We start from the raw sequence: 14,444 nt of genomic DNA on the forward strand, positions 1-14,444 counted from the left end.
AGACTTTTCGATGATCACCGCCACCGGCCTGGAACTCCGCGCGGGCGCCCGCATCCTGATCAACCCGGTCACGCTGCGCGTTCAGCCCAACGACCGGATCGGCCTGGTCGGCCGTAACGGCGCGGGCAAGACCACGATGTTGAAGGTGCTGGCCGGCGAGGGCACGCCGTTCGCTGGGGAGGTGACCCGCACCAGCGAGGTCGGATACCTGCCCCAGGACCCGCGCACCGGCGACCTCAACGTGACCGCCCGTGACCGGGTGCTCTCGGCCCGCGGCCTGGACACCCTGCTCACCGAAATGCAAAAGCTCGAGGTGCGGCTCGAGGAGAGCTCCGACGACAAGCTGATCCGGCGATACGGCGCGCTCGAGGACCAGTTCGCCAGCCTGGGTGGCTACGCCGCCGAGGCCGAGGCTGCCCGGATCTGCTCCAACCTGGGCCTGCCCGACCGCGCGCTGGCGCAGACCATCGGCACGCTCTCCGGCGGTCAGCGCCGCCGCATCGAGCTGGCCCGCATCCTCTTCCAGAACTCGGGTCAGAACGGCAAGGGCATCCTGCTGCTCGACGAGCCGACCAACCACCTGGACGCCGACTCGATCACCTGGCTGCGCGGTTACATGGCCCAGCACAAGGGCGGGCTCATCGTGATCAGCCACGATGTGTCCCTGCTCGAGGCGGCGGTGAACAAGGTCTGGTACCTCGACGCCAACCGCTCGGTCGTCGACATCTACAACGTGGGCTGGAAGACATACCTGGATCAGCGGGAGACCGACGAGCGCCGCCGCCGCCGGGAGCGGGCCAACGCGGAGAAGAAGGCCGGCGCCTTGATGGCGCAGGCCGACAAGATGCGGGCCAAGGCGACCAAGACGGTGGCCGCGCAAAACATGGCCCGTCGCGCTGAGCGTCTCCTCAGCGGCCTTGATGAGGTACGCGTGAACGACCGCGTCGCGAAGGTCCGATTCCCCCAGCCGGCCGCCTGTGGCAAGACGCCGCTGACCGCCACCGGGCTGTCCAAGTCCTATGGGTCGCTGGAGATCTTCACGGATGTGGACGTGGCCGTCGACCGCGGCTCCCGGGTGGCCATCCTGGGGCTGAACGGCGCCGGCAAGACCACCCTGCTGCGCATCCTGGGCGGACTGCTGGAGACCGACACCGGCGAGGTGCGTCCCGGCCACGGCCTGCGGCTGGGTTACTACGCGCAGGAGCACGAGACGCTCGACGTCGACCGGACCGTGCTGGACCACATGCGCAGCGCGGCCGCCGAGCAGACGGACACCGAGCTCCGCAAGATCCTCGGCGCCTTCCTCTTCTCCGGCGACGACGTGGAGAAGCCGGCCGGGGTGCTCTCCGGCGGTGAGAAGACCCGGCTGGCCCTGGCCACGCTGGTCTGCTCGGGAGCCAACGTGCTGCTGCTCGACGAGCCGACGAACAACCTCGACCCGGTGAGCCGTGAGCAGGTGCTGGACGCGATCGCCAACTACCCCGGCGCCATCGTGCTGGTGACCCACGACGCGGGCGCGGTGCAGGCGCTGAAGCCCGATCGGGCGATCCTGCTGCCGGACGGCGACGAGGACACGTGGAGCGACGACCTGCTGGAACTGGTCGAGCTGGCCTGATCTGTCCGTATTTATACCGGATCATCGCGGTCATCGATTTGTCAATATGCCGTCGCACAGGGTGTGCGTCATCTGACCGTCAGCGGTCAGAACCGACATGAATCTCCACGCCGTTCCGAGCGCATCTGGTCCGGTATGCGCGCCCGGTCGGGCATCGCTCGGTATCGCTCTGTAAGGGGCGTATCGACTTACGGTGACAACCGCCGAAGTGGGTCTTGGTCGATGTTTGCGCTGGTGATCGTGGGTCTTGGGCAAAGTCGGCACGTTCCCGACCGTCGCCGCCGGCCATCGCATTTGTACGTGGCGCTTAACTGTCTGACATTGATGCGAGTGGTCATCGTCAAGTTCCTGACAGTGATAATTGGGCATACTGTACGGCGTCGGATGCCTAGCGCATGATCGTCCGAGGGGTTCTAATAGGTGGGTCCGTATCGAACCGCACAGTCTGGGACGTGAGGAATCAGCATGGCAGCCACCGGCACAGCCACCAGCACTGAGAAGGGCCGCCGAATCGTCGGAAGCGAGCGACAGACGCTCGCCAAGGACCTGGTGAAGCGTTACACCTCCGGAGAGAGCATTCGCGCGCTTGCCGCATCGACCGGCAGGTCGTACGGATTCGTCCATCGGGTGCTCACCGAGTCGGGTGTCCAGCTGCGCCAGCGGGGCGGCGCCCGCCGCCGGAAGAAGGCGTGACGACCAGCAGCTTTGACACCGGAGTCCGCTACGAACAACAGGGGCCGACAGCGACGGTCACACTGTCGCGGCCCGAGGTGCTCAATGCGCAGACTCCGGCCATGTGGGCCGAGCTCGGTAACATTTCCCGGAAATTACCGGGAGACGTGCGAGTAGTCATTGTCCGAGGCGCCGGACGCGCATTTTCCGCGGGCCTCGATCTGTCGGTCGCGCGCAGTGGTGGCGATTCTTCGCTCGCCGATCTGGCGCGCTTGTCGGCGGAAGAGTGCGCGGAACGGATTGCCGGCTTCCAGTCGGCGTTCTCGTGGTTGCGCGATCCCTCGGTGGTGACGATCGCGGCCGTGCAAGGCCATGCGATCGGTGCGGGTTTTCAACTCGCACTGAACTGCGACATGCGGGTGTTGGCCGACGATGCGACGTTCTGCATGGCCGAGGTGAGCCTGGGTTTGGTCCCGGACCTGGGTGGCACCAAACGGCTGACCGAGCTCGTCGGCCCGTCCCGGGCGCTGGAGATCTGCCTGACCGGCCGGCGCATGTCCGCGGCCGAGGCCGACCGGATCGGCCTGGCGACGGCGGTGGTGCCCCGCGACGAACTGGACAAGGCGACGGCCGATCTGGTGGCCGCGGTGCTGGCCGCCGACCGCAACGCGGCAGCGGAGATCAAGGCCCTGATCGCGGGGGCCGGCGCACGCACCTATGCCGAGCAGGACCGCGCCGAACGGGAGGCACAGACCCGCCGGCTGGCCGAGCTAAGGCTCGAACCGGAATAGACCCCTTACCCCGGAAAGTTGTCGTACCCGGCGGGCAGACTCGTGTCCGAACGCCGGGAGGGTGATGGGGATGGGTCCATCCAGCAGTTGGTCCAGCTGGACGATGCTGCGGTCGATCCGCGATGCCGACGATGTCAACAGCCATCGGGTGGCACGCGGCACGACCAGGCGCATCATGCGTTACGCGCGTCCCTACCGCCGGGACATCTCGGTCTTCCTGGTCACCGTGGTGCTCGCCGCGGGCATCGGCGTGGCCACCCCGGTGCTGGCGGGGCACGTGATCAACGCGATCACCGGCGGCGGCTCGGACGCGGCCGCGCTGGTGGTGCGCCTCGCGCTGCTGATCGCCGGCCTGGCGGTGCTGGACGCGTTCCTGTCCCTGGCGCAGCGGTGGTACTCGGCCCGCATCGGCGAGGGGATCATCCTCGACCTGCGCACCAAGGTCTACGACCACGTGCAGCGCATGCCGCTGCAGTTCTTCACCCGCACCCAGACCGGCGCGCTGGTCAGCCGGCTCAACAACGACGTCACCGGGGCGCAGCGGGCGTTCACCTCGACGCTGTCCGGCGTGGTCAGCAACGTCATCCAGCTGGTCCTCACCGCGGCCGTGATGTTCAGCCTGTCGTGGCAGATCACCCTGCTCTCGCTGGTGCTGCTGCCGCTGTTCATCGTGCCCGCCCGCCGGGTCGGCAAGCGGCTGGCCGAGATCACCCGGGAGTCCTACAACCTGGACGCGAAGATGAACGCGACCATGACCGAGCGGTTCAACGTATCCGGCGCGCTGCTGGTCAAGCTCTTCGGCCGCCCGGAGACCGAGGCCGCCCGGTTCGGCGCGCGGGCCGAGCGGGTCCGTGACATCGGCGTCCAGCAGGCGATGTACTCGCGCACGTTCTTCGTCGCGATGCTGCTGGTCGCGTCGCTGGCGCAGGCGCTGACCTATGGCCTGGGCGGCTGGCTCGCGGTCACCGGCAGCGTCACGGCCGGCACCGTGGTCACCCTCGCGCTGCTGCTCACCCGGCTCTACGGCCCGCTCACCGCGCTGAGCAACGTGCGGGTCGACGTGATGAGCGCGCTGGTCTCCTTCGACCGCGTCTTCGAGGTGCTCGACCTGCGCCCCGGCATCGAGGAGCGGCCCGGCGCGGTGGACATCCGGCCGGACGCGGGCCGGCTCGAGTTCCGCGACGTGCGGTTCCGTTACCCGAGCGCCGACGAGGTCTCGCTCGCGACGCTGGAGGACGTGACCGCGCTCGACCGGCGGGAGAACGCTCCGGTGCTCCGGGGCGTCGACTTCACCGTCGAGCCGGGCCAGATGGTCGCGCTGGTCGGCCCGTCCGGCGCCGGCAAGTCGACCACCTCCATGCTCGCCTCGCGCGTCTACGACGTGACCGAGGGCGCGGTGCTGGTCGGCGGGGTGGACGTGCGCGAGGCCACGCTGCATTCACTGCGCGACACGATCGGCGTGGTCACCCAGGACTCGCACCTGTTCCACGAGACGATCCGGGAGAACCTGCTCTATGCGTCGCCCGACGCGACCGAGGACGAGATGTGGGCGGCGCTGCGCGGCGCCCAGGTGGAGGGCCTCGTGCGGGGTCTGCCGGACGGGCTCGACACGGTGGTCGGGGAGCGGGGCTACCGCTTCTCCGGCGGCGAGAAACAGCGCATCGCGATCGCCCGGCTGCTGCTCAAGCGCCCGTCGATCGTGATCCTCGACGAGGCCACCGCGCACCTGGACAGCGAGTCCGAGGCGGCCGTGCAGCGCGCGCTGTCGGTCGCGCTGACCGGCCGCACCGCGCTGGTGATCGCCCACCGGCTGAGCACGGTCCGCGACGCCGACCTGATCCTGGTGATGGACGACGGCCAGATCGTCGAGCGCGGCCGGCACGCCGAGCTGGTCGCCGCCGGCGGGCTCTATGCGGAGCTCTACCGCACCCAGTTCGCGGTCTCGGACAGCCCGCCGTCACCCCTGACCGCCGAGATCGAGCCGGTCCCGGTCCCCGCCCGCACGCCGATCGAGCCTTAGGGTGTCACCAGGTCGGCGACGTCGGCGTGCAACTTCGCGAGGCCCTGATCGAAGGTGGCCAACCGGCCCTGATGGGCGCGGGCAAGGCCGGCCAGGTATGCGTCGTTGACCTGGCGGTGCCCGATCACCCCATCGACCGTCACCGCGTCGAAGGCGATGTCGTCCGGCCAGAACTCATGACGCGGCTCGGCCATGAGCGCGGCGACCAGAGCGGAGGCGGCCCGCATCTCCGCATCATGATGCAGAGATGCCAGTGGGTCTATGGAGAATCTCGGCCTGACGTCTCGCGCCCGTAGGATCGCCGGAATGTCGATGTGGGTGGTGCCCGAGCGGCCGGAGCCGCCGATCAATCCGGTCGATGAGCGGGCCGCGCTCGACGATCGGCTCGAGTTCCAACGCGCGACGTTGCTGCTGAAGTGTGGCGGCCTCACGCCGGAGCAACTCGCCCTGCCGTCGGTGCCCCCGTCGCCGCTGTCGCTGCTCGGTCTCGTCCGGCACCTGTCGGCGGTCGAGGCCTGGTTCCACGCCTACGACGGCAAGCCCGACCACCAATATTTCTGGGACTACGCGCCGGATTCGATGGCCTCCGGCGCCAAGGTCGACGTCGCGCGGGCCGACGAGGATCTGGCCAGTTATCAGGCGAGTGTCGAGCGGTCTCGGGCAGCCGTGGCCGGGCTCAGCCTCGACGCGGCCAGCCCCGGCGAGGACTACACGCTGCGCTGGATCTACCTGCACATGATCGAAGAATACGCGCGCCACAACGGCCATGCGGATTTCCTCCGCGAACGCATCGACGGCGCAACCGGCGAATGACCGCCGACGCCGACGCCGGTGTCCGCGGCCGCGGGCTCGGCGACCTATCATCGCCGCATGCAACTCGACGTGCACAACCCGACCGAGGGCGTCTATGCCACCACCGGCGACTACGCGCACGCGATGGAGGTGCGCGGCGCGCAGCGGATGCTCTTCGTGGCCGGCACGTTGGGGCTGGACGCCGACGGCCGGCCGGGTGACACGCTCGACGAGCAGCTCCGGCTGATCTGGTCGAACATCCGCGCCATCCTGGCCTCGGCGGACATGACCGTCGACAACATCGTGCGCCTGACCAGCTATCTGCGCGACGCCTCCTATGCCAAGGCCAACGGCGCCGCCCGGACCGAGGCGCTCGGCGGACGGGTCATCCCGACCACGGCCATCGTCGCCGCGACCCTGGACAGCGAATGGCTGGTCGAGATCGAGGTCATCGCCGCCGCTTAGAGGCTCTCGCGCAGCAGGGCGAAGGCCTCGGCCAGGTCGGCGATCTGGTAGTGCGCGTTGAGACCGCTGGGGTTGGGCAGCACCCACACCCTGGTGTCGCCGAAGCGCTCCGGCTGCGGACCGACCACCGCCCTGCGCCGGCCGAACGCGGTCCGAAATGCCGTCACCCCGAGCACCGCCAGACAGCGCGGCTGCCACTTCTCGACCAGCGCGGCCAGGACCTCGCCGCCCGCGACCAGCTCGGCGGGGGAGAGTTCGTCGGCGCGGGCGGTCGCGCGGGCCACCACGTTGGTGATGCCGAGGCCGAGCGCCGGCAGGCCGGACTGCTCGGACGGATGCAGTCGGCGAGGCGTGAAGCCGGACAGGTGCAGCGCGGGCCAGAAGCGGTTGCCGGGGCGGGCGAAGTGGTGACCGGTCGCGGCCGAGTACAGGCTCGGGTTGATGCCGGAGAACAGCACGCGCAGGCCGGGGCCGATCAGATCGGGGATCGTCCGGTCGGCCGCCGCGGCCAGTTCGGCCGGGGTCGGTTTCACAGGGTGCGCATCGCGCCGCCGTCGATCGGCAGCGAGACACCGGTCACGTAACTCGCCGCGGGGGACAGCAGGAACGCCGCCACCCGGCCGAACTCCTCCGGGTCGCCGAGCCGGCCCATCGGGATGTCCGCCGCCGCGCTCGCCGCCGCCTTCTCCGGGTCGCCGCTCGCCGCGAACAGCTCGGTGTTCCGGTCCGTCAGCAGGCGGCCCGGCAGCAGGCTGACGATCCGGACGTTGCGGTTCGCGTACTCGTCGGAAAGGTCTTTGGCGAGCGCGGCCAGGCCGGGCCGGAAGCCGTTCGACAGGCCCAGCCCCGCGATCGGGCTCCGCACCGAGCTGGACAGCACCAGGCCGATCGCACCGCCGGCCGCGGCCAGCTCCGCGGCGAACACCCGGGTCGCCCGCACCGAGCCGAGGAACACCGTCTCGAACGCGCCGCGCCACTGCTCGTCGGTCAGCTCCGCCGCCGCGCCGCGAGTCGGGCCGCCGACCGAGACGAGCGCGCCGTCGAACCGGCCGAACCGCTCCCGCGCCGCGTCCACCAGCGCCCTCGGCGTCGACTCGTCGGCCAGGTCCGCGACCATCCCGGCCGCGCCCGCGCCGAGCTGTGCCGCCGCCTCGTCGACGCGGGTCTTGTCACGAGCCGAGATCAGCACCTTCGCGCCGTCGGCGACGAGCGCCTGCGCGGTGGCGAAACCGAGGCCCTTGGAGGCGCCGGTGAGGACGAAGACGCGGTCGGCCAGCCCGAGATCCATGCGCTCGATCCTGCCACGGATTTCCGTCGTAGCCGGCCGCTAGGTTCGGTGCCATGACGGGATGCGCGTTGGTAACGGGTGCGTCGCGGGGGCTGGGTGCGGAGATCGCCCGGCGGCTGGCCCGCGACGGCTGGCCGGTGGCGGTGAACTACCTGCCCGATCGGGCCGATGCCGAGGCGGTGGTCGCGTCGATCGAGGCGGCCGGCGGCACCGCGGCCGCGTTCCGGGCCGACGTCACCGACGAGGCGGCGGTCACCGGCCTGGTCGCCGAGGTCGAGCGGCGGCTGGGCCCGGTGCGGGTGCTGGTGCCGAACGCGACCGGCCCGCAGCCGTCGATCCCGGCGATCGAGATGACCTGGCAGGACCATCTCGACCAGCTGGTGTTCTTCGTGAAGAGCCCGACCCTGCTGATGCAGGCGGTGCTGCCCGGCATGCGGCGGCTGGGCGGCGGGCGGATCGTCCAGATCGGATCCGACCTGTTCGAGCGGTCCGCGGCGGGCATGGCGGCATACAGCGCGGCCAAGGGCGCGCAGTTCTCGCTGACCCGCACCTGGGCGCGCGAGCTCGGCCCGCTCGGCGTGACGGTGAACGTGGTGGCGCCCGGCTGGATCCCGGTCGAGCGGCACGCCGCCATCGAGCAGCGATTCGTGGACGCCTACCGGGCGGATGTCCCGCTCGGGCGGATGGGCACGCCCGCCGAGGTCGCCGACGTGGTGGCGTTCCTGGCGTCCGAGGGCGCGCGGTTCATCAGCGGCGAGCGGGTCACGGTCAACGGCGGGCACACCATGGACTGACCAGCGACGGTAGGTTCGACGGCATGTCCTATCCCGAAGCGCTCTATCTCGGCGACGGCGGCGAGGCGTCGGCCACCGTGCGGCTCGGCGCGGCGGCGCCGGAGCTGGACACCAAGGCCACCGCGACCAGTTATCTGGCGACGGGCGAGACCACACACGGCATGTACGGGCTCTACCGCTGGGATTTCAAGGGTCCGCGCAGCGGTCCGGACCCGCACTTCCACCGGTCGATCTCGGAGTCGTTCTATGTGCTGTCCGGGTCGATCCAGCTCTATGACGGCGAGCGCTGGGTCGAGGGCACACCGGGCGGCTTCCTCTATGTCCCCGAGGGCGGCCTGCACGGTTTCCGCAACGAGTCGGGCGAGCCGGCGTCGATGTTGATCCTCTTCGCGCCGGGGGCGCCGCGGGAGGACTACTTCGAGAGGGTCGGCACCACGTCGCAGATGTCGGAGGAGGAGCGCACCGAGTTCTTCCTGCGGCACGACACGTTCTGGGTGTGAGGGCATGGAGCTGCTGCGCACGTCCCGGCTGACGCTGCGCACATGGGAGGCGTCGGATGTGGACGCGTTCTACGACATCTATTCGCGGTGGGAGGTAATGCGCTGGCTGGGCACGCCGCCGCGGCGGGTGCTCGACAGCGTGGCCGAGGCCCGGCGCCGGATCGAGAAGTGGGCCGAGCGGCAGAGCCCGCCGTTCGGCCTGTGGGCGATCGTGCCGTCGGAGGCGCCGGCGCCGGTCGGCACGGTGTTGCTGCTGCCGATGTCCGACGAGGCGGGCCCGACCGGCGACGTCGAGGTGGGCTGGCACCTGCACCCCGCCCATCAGGGGCAGGGCTGGGCGACGGAGGCGGCACGGGCGCTGCTGGGGGTCGCGGCGCTGCCACGGGTGCTGGCGGTGACCGACCCGGACAACGAGCGCTCCCAGGCCGTCTGCGATCGCCTGGGGATGGCCGACGAGGGCCTCACCGACCGCTGGTTCAGCACCACCACCCGGCAGTACGCGGTCTGACCGCCGTCGCCATGGCGGGCAAGCGTCAGCCCCGTCCAGTACGGATCTCTCTTCCGCCCGGCCGCCGACCTGACGCCGGCGGTCAGGCGGGGCGGCGGAGGATGCGGACCCGACCGGCGAAGTGCAGGGTGAGGTGGCCCGCGGTGGTCTTGATCGCGGGCAGACGACGGAGGCGCGGCGCTGCGCTCCCGTCGTAGATCCAGCCGGCCTCACGCACCGCCAACTCCTCGCCGGCGTCGGGGGCCAGGGCCGCGGCGTGCGCCCGGGCCATGTCCCAGCCGTCACGCAGGGAGCCCTGCGTCGGCCGGGTCGCCGCCCACGCCGCGAAGGCCCGGTGCCACTGCGCGCCGTGCGAACGCGCCAGCGCCGGCCACTGCCGCGCGACCTCTCCGGCGCGCTTTCTCAGCAGCGCGACCCGCGCGACTTCGACCAGCCGGGCATCAAACCCGTCCGGTACGGGCGCACCAGAGGTGAGCGCCCCCACGAGATCGGCCTGGCGGTCGGCCAGGCTCCGCGCCCGGCCGCCGGGCTGTCCCGCGCCGACGGCCGGGGTCGTCTCGGGCGTCATGTCACCGTGGGATAGCCGGAGGCCTTGGCGATCGCGTCGAGCTCCGCGCGCAGGGCGTCGGCCGCCGGGTAGTCCCCGTCGCGTTCCAGCATCAGCGCCGGGGGGCGGTGCCGGTCGCACAGCTCGGTGACCAGGTCGAGCACCGGCTGCGGGACCGCGTCGGTGTGGGTGTCGTGATAGACGCCCTCGTGTTCGGCGCCGCCGGCCACGTGCACATAGGCGATCCGGTCCAGCGGCAGGGCGTCCAGCAGGGCCAGCGGGTCGGTGCCACGGTTCAGGGCGTTGGCGTAGACGTTGGCCACGTCCAGGAGCAGCAGGGCGTCGGTGCGCTCCAGGATCTCGGTCAGGAACGCGGCCTCGTCCAGTTCGTCGTCGGGCCAGTCGAAGATCGCCGCGATCGGCTCCAGCGCGATCGGCACGCTCAGCTCCGCCTGGGTGCGCCGCACGTTCGCCACCACCGCGTCCACCGCCTCGCGGCTGCGCGGGATCGGCAGCAGGTGACCGGCCTCGACGCCGGCCGCGCGGACGAACGCGATGTGCTCGCTGACCAGGGGAGCGCCCAGCCGTTCGGCGACCGCGGCCAGGTGGGTCACCCGGGCCGGGTCGACCGGCTCGGCGCCGCCCAGCGACAGCTTCACGCCGTGCGGGACGACCGCGACGCCACGGTCACGCAGCTCGCCGAGCCCGGGCGGCAGGTCGCCGTGCGCGTGCACCGACTCGGCCACCACCTCGGCGAACTTCAGCCCGGGCAGCGCCGCCACGAAACCGGCGATCTCCGGGCGCCAGCCGATGCCGACCCCGTACCCCGTCATCCGCCGCACCCGCCACCGCCGCCGCAACCACCGCCACCGCCGCAGGAACTGCCGCTGCTGCAGGACGACGAACTGCCGCTGTCGCCGCTGCCACCGCCGCTGGAGTAGCCGGAGCTCGCGGTGGCCCGCTGAATCTCCGCCTCGGCGGCGAACGCCGGGTCCATCGCATAGAGCGAGGCCGCCCCGAAGACCGCCACGCCCATCGCCGCGCCGGTGGCGCCGTAGGTCGCGAAGGCCGGCGACTGGTTCGGCGCCAGATAGGTGTGCGTGCGGCGGAGCTCGAGCAGCGCCTTCTGCCCGGCGCGCGTCTGCACCGCGCTGGCCCGGACGAACGTGACGATGGTGAAGATCAGTGCGAAGAAGAGCATCGGCACCAGGAAGCCGACCGGCTTGTTGTTGTTCAGCCCGGCGAACAGCCGGAACACGCCGATCAGGAAGACCACGAACGCTGCCGCCGCCCACATCCGGGCCATCCTGCGCTCCGCGGCGGTGACAATCATCCCGGTGCGCTCCAGCCCCTCGCGCAACTGGGTCAGCGCCGCCGCCACCCACTGGTCGGACTGGATGTCGCGCACCCGGATCTGGCGCCCGGCCGCGTTGTAGATCGCCACGTCCAGCGGGGTCAGCCCGGCGGGCATCGGGCCGGACTGCGCGAGCGTGCCGCGGCCGGAGCTGGTCAGCACACCGGCCGCGCGCAGACCGGCGATCGCGGAGTAGACGGCGAGCTTGTCGCGCCCGCCCAGATAGGCGACCTGCTGCGGACCGAGGCTCGCCGCATAGACATCGGACGGGCCGCGGAAGAGGATCCGCCGGTGGATCGCCGCCAGGATCCCCACCAGGATGATCAAGGCGAGGTAGTAGCCGAGGAAGGTAGTGCCGGGGATGCCCCAGGTGTCGCCGGGCGCCGCGAGTGCCATTGCTTACCCCCCTTGCTGAACGGAACCTGTGGCCTCATTGTGCAGGCCGCTGCAACAGGGGGTGACCAGCCGGATCGGCAGAGAAACTAGCTCTTGCGGACGGCGTCCTCGACCAGGTCGAGAACCCGGCTCAACTCACCCGGCGGGCGGCCGGTGGCCAGGTGCAGAACCATCCCGTCATAGGCCAGCTCGAGGAACTGGCTCAGCACCTCGAGCGGGACGTCGTCGCGCAGCACGCCCGCCTCGCGCTGCCGCTGCAGACGCTCGCGGGTGGCCTCGGCGATCGCCGCGGACCGCTCGGCCCAGCGCTTGCCGAACGCCGGGTCGGTGCGCAGCCGCCGGGACACCTCGAGCTGACTGCCCAGCCAGCCCGCCGTGTCGCCGTTGCCCGCCCGATCGAGCAGATCGCGCATCACCTGAACCAGGCCGTTCTCGGCGACGGTCTCGGCCATCGCCACCGCGTCGTCCTCGGCGACCGCCAGGAACAGTGAGTCCTTGTCGCGGAAGTGGTGGAAGATCGCGCCGCGGGACAGGCCGGTCGCGTCCTCGAGCCGGCGGACCGTGGCGCCCTCGTAGCCGAAGCGCGCGAAGCAGCTGCGCGCCGCGGCGAGGATCTCGTGGCGGCGTGCGTCGAGCTGGTCCTGGCTCACCCGGGGCACGGCGTCGATCGTGTCACGCGCGTCCGCAGGCTTGCAAACAGTACGTACGGCTTGCCAGCCGGGAGTGTCAACCGCGACGCATCTGACCGGATGGTGCGAATTCCACCATCTGGACCCGGCTTTGTTAACACATGCGGACTGTCGGCGTTCCCACTGCCTCACGTAAAGTGCCCGGGTGCCTCTCGTGTTCCTCGCGCTCGACGACACCCTGCTTGACCGCAGCGGTGCCTTCCGGCTGTGGGCGAAGGGTTTCCTCGATGAGATCCAGGCTCCCGCTGAGGACATGGACTGGCTACTCTCCGTCGACGCCGACGGCCTGACCTCGCGGTGGGACGTGGCCGACGCCATCCGCGATCGGTACGAGCTGGGCATCCCGTCCATCGACCTGCTCGAAGAGCTGCACGAGGGCCCGCTCGCGTACGAAAGGCTTGATCCGCTCGTGGGTTGTGCCCTGCAGATCGCCGGCGATGCGGGCTGGGTGCCCGTGGTGGTGACCAACGGCCCGTCCGAGCAGCAGGAGAACCGGATCCGGCGCACCGGCCTGGACCGCTATGTGGCGGACTGGATGATCTCCGAGCAGGCCGGCGTCAGCAAGCCGAACCCGCGCATCTTCGCGCTGGCGGCGCAGCGGGTGCGGATGCGCCTCGGCGGCGCCTGGGTGGTCGGCGACAGCCCGGAGGCGGACATCGGCGGCGCGGCGGCGATGGGCCTGCCCAGCGTCTGGCTGCACCGCGGCCGCGACTGGCTGGACAACCGCTACGCACCGACCCGCGTGGTTGGCAACGTGATCCAGGGCCTCTCCGCGGTCATGGCGACCCGATAGCGGGCCGCACCCCCGCCGGCCGCACGCCCGCCGGCCTCACGGCCGCCGGGTGGTCGGTCTCACGGGCGCCAGATGATCGCGGCGATCTCGCGCATCCGGTCGGTGTAGGTCGCGCCGGCCAGCAGGTCCCGCAGGTCGCGCTCGAAGGCCGGCAGCCGGTCGCCGAAGAGGTGCGGCGCCGCCCAGGACAGCGAGAAGATCGCCGCGGCCACCTCGTCGGCGGTGCGGGTGATCGTCGCGCCCCACGGGATCTCCAGCCGGGTCGGGCCCTGATAGCCGGCCGCCCGCGGCACGTCCTCCTCGCCGCTGCGCGGAGCGGGCCGAATGCCCTGGCCGGCCCGCCGGATGGTGCCCAGATAGCTCTCGACCAGCTTTTCCACGGCCGGCCACGGGACGTCGCTGTCGGCGCCGCGATGCGTCTGCGCCGAGATGTTCACCCAGACGCCGCCCGGGTTGAACATCGGGCGGACCCGCCGGGCGACGAGCGGCTGATCCATCCAGTGGAAGGACTGCGCGAAGGTGATGCAGTCGAAGGTGCCCAGCCCCAGGTCCAGGGATTCCGCTCGCGACGTGTGGAACGAGATCTCCGGGTTGGCGGCCCGGGCCACGGCGATCATGCCCGGATCGGCGTCCACCCCGACGGCCGATGCGAAGCAGGGCGCCAGCAGCCGGGTCAGCGAGCCCGGCCCGCAGCCCACGTCGAGCAGCCGCCCGGTGCCGTCCAGGCCAAGCTCGTCGCGCAGCGCGGTGGCCAACTCCGGCGGATATGCGGTGCGGCCCACCGCGTAGTGTTCGGCACTTCCCGCATACAGCGTCTCGTCCCAGCTCCAGTCATCGTTCACCGCAGGGATTGTAGGGTCGGCTCATGGATGACAAGACCGTGCTCGGCCGGATTGATGAATTGGTCGACGAGGAGCACAAGCTCCGCCAGCAGGTGCTTCGTGGCGACATCACCAGCGACGAGGAGCGCGGCCGGCTCCAGGAGCTCGAAGTCGCCCTCGATCAGTGCTGGGACCTGCTGCGCCGGCGCCGGGCCGCCCGCGACAACGGGCAGGACCCGGACGCCGTGCAGGCGCACAGCGCCAGTGAGGTGGAGGGTTACCTCCAGTGACGCGGTCCCGGCCGCGGGGGAGGGGGGGGGGGGGGGGGGGGGGGGGGGGGGGGGGGGGGGGGGGGGGGGGGGGGGGAAGAGGGGAAACCAGCTACCCTTCCCCCCCCCC

At 71.1% G+C, this 14,444-nt stretch carries 19 protein-coding genes; 11 read left to right on the forward strand and 8 right to left on the reverse strand.

Translation table 11 applies throughout. From position 1 onward, the window contains the following. The first annotated feature begins 10 nt into the window (after window positions 1-10). The 4 genes from ACZ6TI_RS41865 (at window position 11) to ACZ6TI_RS41880 (ending at window position 5,098) form a co-directional block, all read left to right on the forward strand. Window positions 11-1,615 carry an ABC-F family ATP-binding cassette domain-containing protein gene (locus tag ACZ6TI_RS41865; RefSeq protein ID WP_465350840.1) on the forward strand — a complete coding sequence of 535 codons (1,605 nt, stop codon included), beginning with the start codon at window positions 11-13 and terminating at the stop codon, window positions 1,613-1,615. Window positions 1,616-2,080: 465 nt separating this feature from the next. Further along, the gene (locus ACZ6TI_RS41870) at window positions 2,081-2,308 is read left to right on the forward strand and encodes a helix-turn-helix domain-containing protein (protein WP_015620263.1); all 228 of its coding nucleotides are present in this window, start codon (window positions 2,081-2,083) and stop codon (window positions 2,306-2,308) included. Continuing rightward, window positions 2,305-3,078 (forward strand): enoyl-CoA hydratase/isomerase family protein, encoded by a 774-nt coding sequence (locus ACZ6TI_RS41875; RefSeq protein WP_465350841.1) that lies wholly within the window; start codon window positions 2,305-2,307, stop codon window positions 3,076-3,078. Before ACZ6TI_RS41870 ends, ACZ6TI_RS41875 begins: the two co-directional genes overlap by 4 nt. A 70-nt stretch (window positions 3,079-3,148) precedes the next feature. Further along, the gene (locus tag ACZ6TI_RS41880; protein ID WP_465350842.1) at window positions 3,149-5,098 is read left to right on the forward strand and encodes an ABC transporter ATP-binding protein; all 1,950 of its coding nucleotides are present in this window, start codon (window positions 3,149-3,151) and stop codon (window positions 5,096-5,098) included. Here the strand turns inward: ACZ6TI_RS41880 and ACZ6TI_RS41885 are convergent. Then, the gene (locus ACZ6TI_RS41885; protein WP_465350843.1) at window positions 5,095-5,325 is read right to left on the reverse strand and encodes a PIN domain-containing protein; all 231 of its coding nucleotides are present in this window, start codon (window positions 5,323-5,325) and stop codon (window positions 5,095-5,097) included. The genes ACZ6TI_RS41880 and ACZ6TI_RS41885 overlap by 4 nt on opposite strands. Window positions 5,326-5,359: 34 nt before the next feature. Between ACZ6TI_RS41885 and ACZ6TI_RS41890 the strand changes: the two genes are divergently transcribed. Both ACZ6TI_RS41890 and ACZ6TI_RS41895 read left to right on the forward strand, forming a co-directional pair. After that, window positions 5,360-5,911 carry a DinB family protein gene (locus ACZ6TI_RS41890; RefSeq protein ID WP_465350844.1) on the forward strand — a complete coding sequence of 184 codons (552 nt, stop codon included), beginning with the start codon at window positions 5,360-5,362 and terminating at the stop codon, window positions 5,909-5,911. Window positions 5,912-5,968: 57 nt separating this feature from the next. Further along, a complete protein-coding gene (locus ACZ6TI_RS41895; protein ID WP_465350845.1) occupies window positions 5,969-6,355 on the forward strand; it encodes a RidA family protein in 387 nt (128 codons plus the stop codon). Here the strand turns inward: ACZ6TI_RS41895 and mug are convergent. Together mug and ACZ6TI_RS41905 are read right to left on the reverse strand one after the other, a co-directional pair. Continuing rightward, window positions 6,352-6,888 carry a G/U mismatch-specific DNA glycosylase gene (gene mug / locus ACZ6TI_RS41900; protein ID WP_465350846.1) on the reverse strand — a complete coding sequence of 179 codons (537 nt, stop codon included), beginning with the start codon at window positions 6,886-6,888 and terminating at the stop codon, window positions 6,352-6,354. The genes ACZ6TI_RS41895 and mug overlap by 4 nt on opposite strands. Further along, on the reverse strand, window positions 6,885-7,643 hold the full coding sequence (locus ACZ6TI_RS41905; protein WP_465350847.1) for an SDR family oxidoreductase: 759 nt from the start codon (window positions 7,641-7,643) through the stop codon (window positions 6,885-6,887). Before ACZ6TI_RS41905 ends, mug begins: the two co-directional genes overlap by 4 nt. A 53-nt stretch (window positions 7,644-7,696) precedes the next feature. Between ACZ6TI_RS41905 and ACZ6TI_RS41910 the strand changes: the two genes are divergently transcribed. From ACZ6TI_RS41910 to ACZ6TI_RS41920, 3 genes are read left to right on the forward strand one after another with little or no spacing between them, the layout of a single operon-like run. Beyond that, complete coding sequence (locus tag ACZ6TI_RS41910) at window positions 7,697-8,437, forward strand: SDR family oxidoreductase (protein ID WP_465350848.1); 741 nt, start codon at window positions 7,697-7,699, stop codon at window positions 8,435-8,437. A gap of 23 nt (window positions 8,438-8,460) precedes the next feature. Then, window positions 8,461-8,937 (forward strand): cupin domain-containing protein, encoded by a 477-nt coding sequence (locus tag ACZ6TI_RS41915; RefSeq protein WP_465350849.1) that lies wholly within the window; start codon window positions 8,461-8,463, stop codon window positions 8,935-8,937. A 4-nt stretch (window positions 8,938-8,941) separates the two neighbouring features. Then, entirely contained in the window at window positions 8,942-9,445 is a 504-nt protein-coding gene (locus tag ACZ6TI_RS41920) for a GNAT family N-acetyltransferase (protein ID WP_465350850.1), read from the forward strand. An 82-nt stretch (window positions 9,446-9,527) separates the two neighbouring features. Here ACZ6TI_RS41920 and ACZ6TI_RS41925 read toward each other — a convergent pair whose 3' ends face one another. The 4 genes from ACZ6TI_RS41925 to ACZ6TI_RS41940 all read right to left on the reverse strand — a co-directional run bounded on the left by ACZ6TI_RS41925 (window position 9,528) and on the right by ACZ6TI_RS41940 (window position 12,401). Continuing rightward, entirely contained in the window at window positions 9,528-10,013 is a 486-nt protein-coding gene (locus ACZ6TI_RS41925) for an SCO6045 C-terminal-like domain-containing protein (protein WP_465350851.1), read from the reverse strand. Further along, entirely contained in the window at window positions 10,010-10,825 is an 816-nt protein-coding gene (locus ACZ6TI_RS41930; RefSeq protein ID WP_465350852.1) for an MbnB/TglH/ChrH family RiPP precursor modification enzyme, read from the reverse strand. The genes ACZ6TI_RS41925 and ACZ6TI_RS41930 overlap by 4 nt, the downstream gene beginning before the upstream one ends. Continuing rightward, complete coding sequence (locus ACZ6TI_RS41935) at window positions 10,822-11,742, reverse strand: TIGR04222 domain-containing membrane protein (RefSeq protein WP_465350853.1); 921 nt, start codon at window positions 11,740-11,742, stop codon at window positions 10,822-10,824. Before ACZ6TI_RS41935 ends, ACZ6TI_RS41930 begins: the two co-directional genes overlap by 4 nt. Window positions 11,743-11,828: 86 nt before the next feature. Further along, complete coding sequence (locus tag ACZ6TI_RS41940) at window positions 11,829-12,401, reverse strand: TetR/AcrR family transcriptional regulator (protein WP_465350854.1); 573 nt, start codon at window positions 12,399-12,401, stop codon at window positions 11,829-11,831. A 175-nt stretch (window positions 12,402-12,576) separates the two neighbouring features. Between ACZ6TI_RS41940 and ACZ6TI_RS41945 the strand changes: the two genes are divergently transcribed. Further along, complete coding sequence (locus ACZ6TI_RS41945) at window positions 12,577-13,224, forward strand: HAD family hydrolase (RefSeq protein ID WP_465350855.1); 648 nt, start codon at window positions 12,577-12,579, stop codon at window positions 13,222-13,224. A gap of 59 nt (window positions 13,225-13,283) precedes the next feature. Here ACZ6TI_RS41945 and ACZ6TI_RS41950 read toward each other — a convergent pair whose 3' ends face one another. Further along, window positions 13,284-14,066 carry a class I SAM-dependent methyltransferase gene (locus ACZ6TI_RS41950; protein ID WP_465350856.1) on the reverse strand — a complete coding sequence of 261 codons (783 nt, stop codon included), beginning with the start codon at window positions 14,064-14,066 and terminating at the stop codon, window positions 13,284-13,286. A gap of 23 nt (window positions 14,067-14,089) precedes the next feature. Between ACZ6TI_RS41950 and ACZ6TI_RS41955 the strand changes: the two genes are divergently transcribed. Beyond that, window positions 14,090-14,335, forward strand: a complete 246-nt coding sequence (locus tag ACZ6TI_RS41955) for a DUF2630 family protein (protein ID WP_465350857.1) — start codon at window positions 14,090-14,092, stop codon at window positions 14,333-14,335. Window positions 14,336-14,444: the final 109 nt, after the last annotated feature.

The organism is Actinoplanes sp. NPDC051388, from assembly GCF_055586225.1.

Excerpts from the sequence above, each read along its gene's own strand:
- ACZ6TI_RS41905 (WP_465350847.1), bottom strand. The coding sequence starts at position 7,643 with ATGGATCTCGGGCTGGCCGACCGCGTCTTCGTCCTCACCGGCGCCTCC.
- ACZ6TI_RS41955 (WP_465350857.1), top strand. The coding sequence starts at position 14,090 with ATGGATGACAAGACCGTGCTCGGCCGGATTGATGAATTGGTCGACGAG.
- ACZ6TI_RS41935 (WP_465350853.1), bottom strand. The coding sequence starts at position 11,742 with ATGGCACTCGCGGCGCCCGGCGACACCTGGGGCATCCCCGGCACTACC.
- ACZ6TI_RS41865 (WP_465350840.1), top strand. The coding sequence starts at position 11 with ATGATCACCGCCACCGGCCTGGAACTCCGCGCGGGCGCCCGCATCCTG.
- ACZ6TI_RS41910 (WP_465350848.1), top strand. The coding sequence starts at position 7,697 with ATGACGGGATGCGCGTTGGTAACGGGTGCGTCGCGGGGGCTGGGTGCG.
- ACZ6TI_RS41930 (WP_465350852.1), bottom strand. The coding sequence starts at position 10,825 with ATGACGGGGTACGGGGTCGGCATCGGCTGGCGCCCGGAGATCGCCGGT.
- ACZ6TI_RS41895 (WP_465350845.1), top strand. The coding sequence starts at position 5,969 with ATGCAACTCGACGTGCACAACCCGACCGAGGGCGTCTATGCCACCACC.
- ACZ6TI_RS41880 (WP_465350842.1), top strand. The coding sequence starts at position 3,149 with ATGGGTCCATCCAGCAGTTGGTCCAGCTGGACGATGCTGCGGTCGATC.
- ACZ6TI_RS41870 (WP_015620263.1), top strand. The coding sequence starts at position 2,081 with ATGGCAGCCACCGGCACAGCCACCAGCACTGAGAAGGGCCGCCGAATC.
- ACZ6TI_RS41920 (WP_465350850.1), top strand. The coding sequence starts at position 8,942 with ATGGAGCTGCTGCGCACGTCCCGGCTGACGCTGCGCACATGGGAGGCG.
- ACZ6TI_RS41925 (WP_465350851.1), bottom strand. The coding sequence starts at position 10,013 with ATGACGCCCGAGACGACCCCGGCCGTCGGCGCGGGACAGCCCGGCGGC.
- ACZ6TI_RS41890 (WP_465350844.1), top strand. The coding sequence starts at position 5,360 with ATGGAGAATCTCGGCCTGACGTCTCGCGCCCGTAGGATCGCCGGAATG.
- ACZ6TI_RS41885 (WP_465350843.1), bottom strand. The coding sequence starts at position 5,325 with ATGCGGGCCGCCTCCGCTCTGGTCGCCGCGCTCATGGCCGAGCCGCGT.
- ACZ6TI_RS41915 (WP_465350849.1), top strand. The coding sequence starts at position 8,461 with ATGTCCTATCCCGAAGCGCTCTATCTCGGCGACGGCGGCGAGGCGTCG.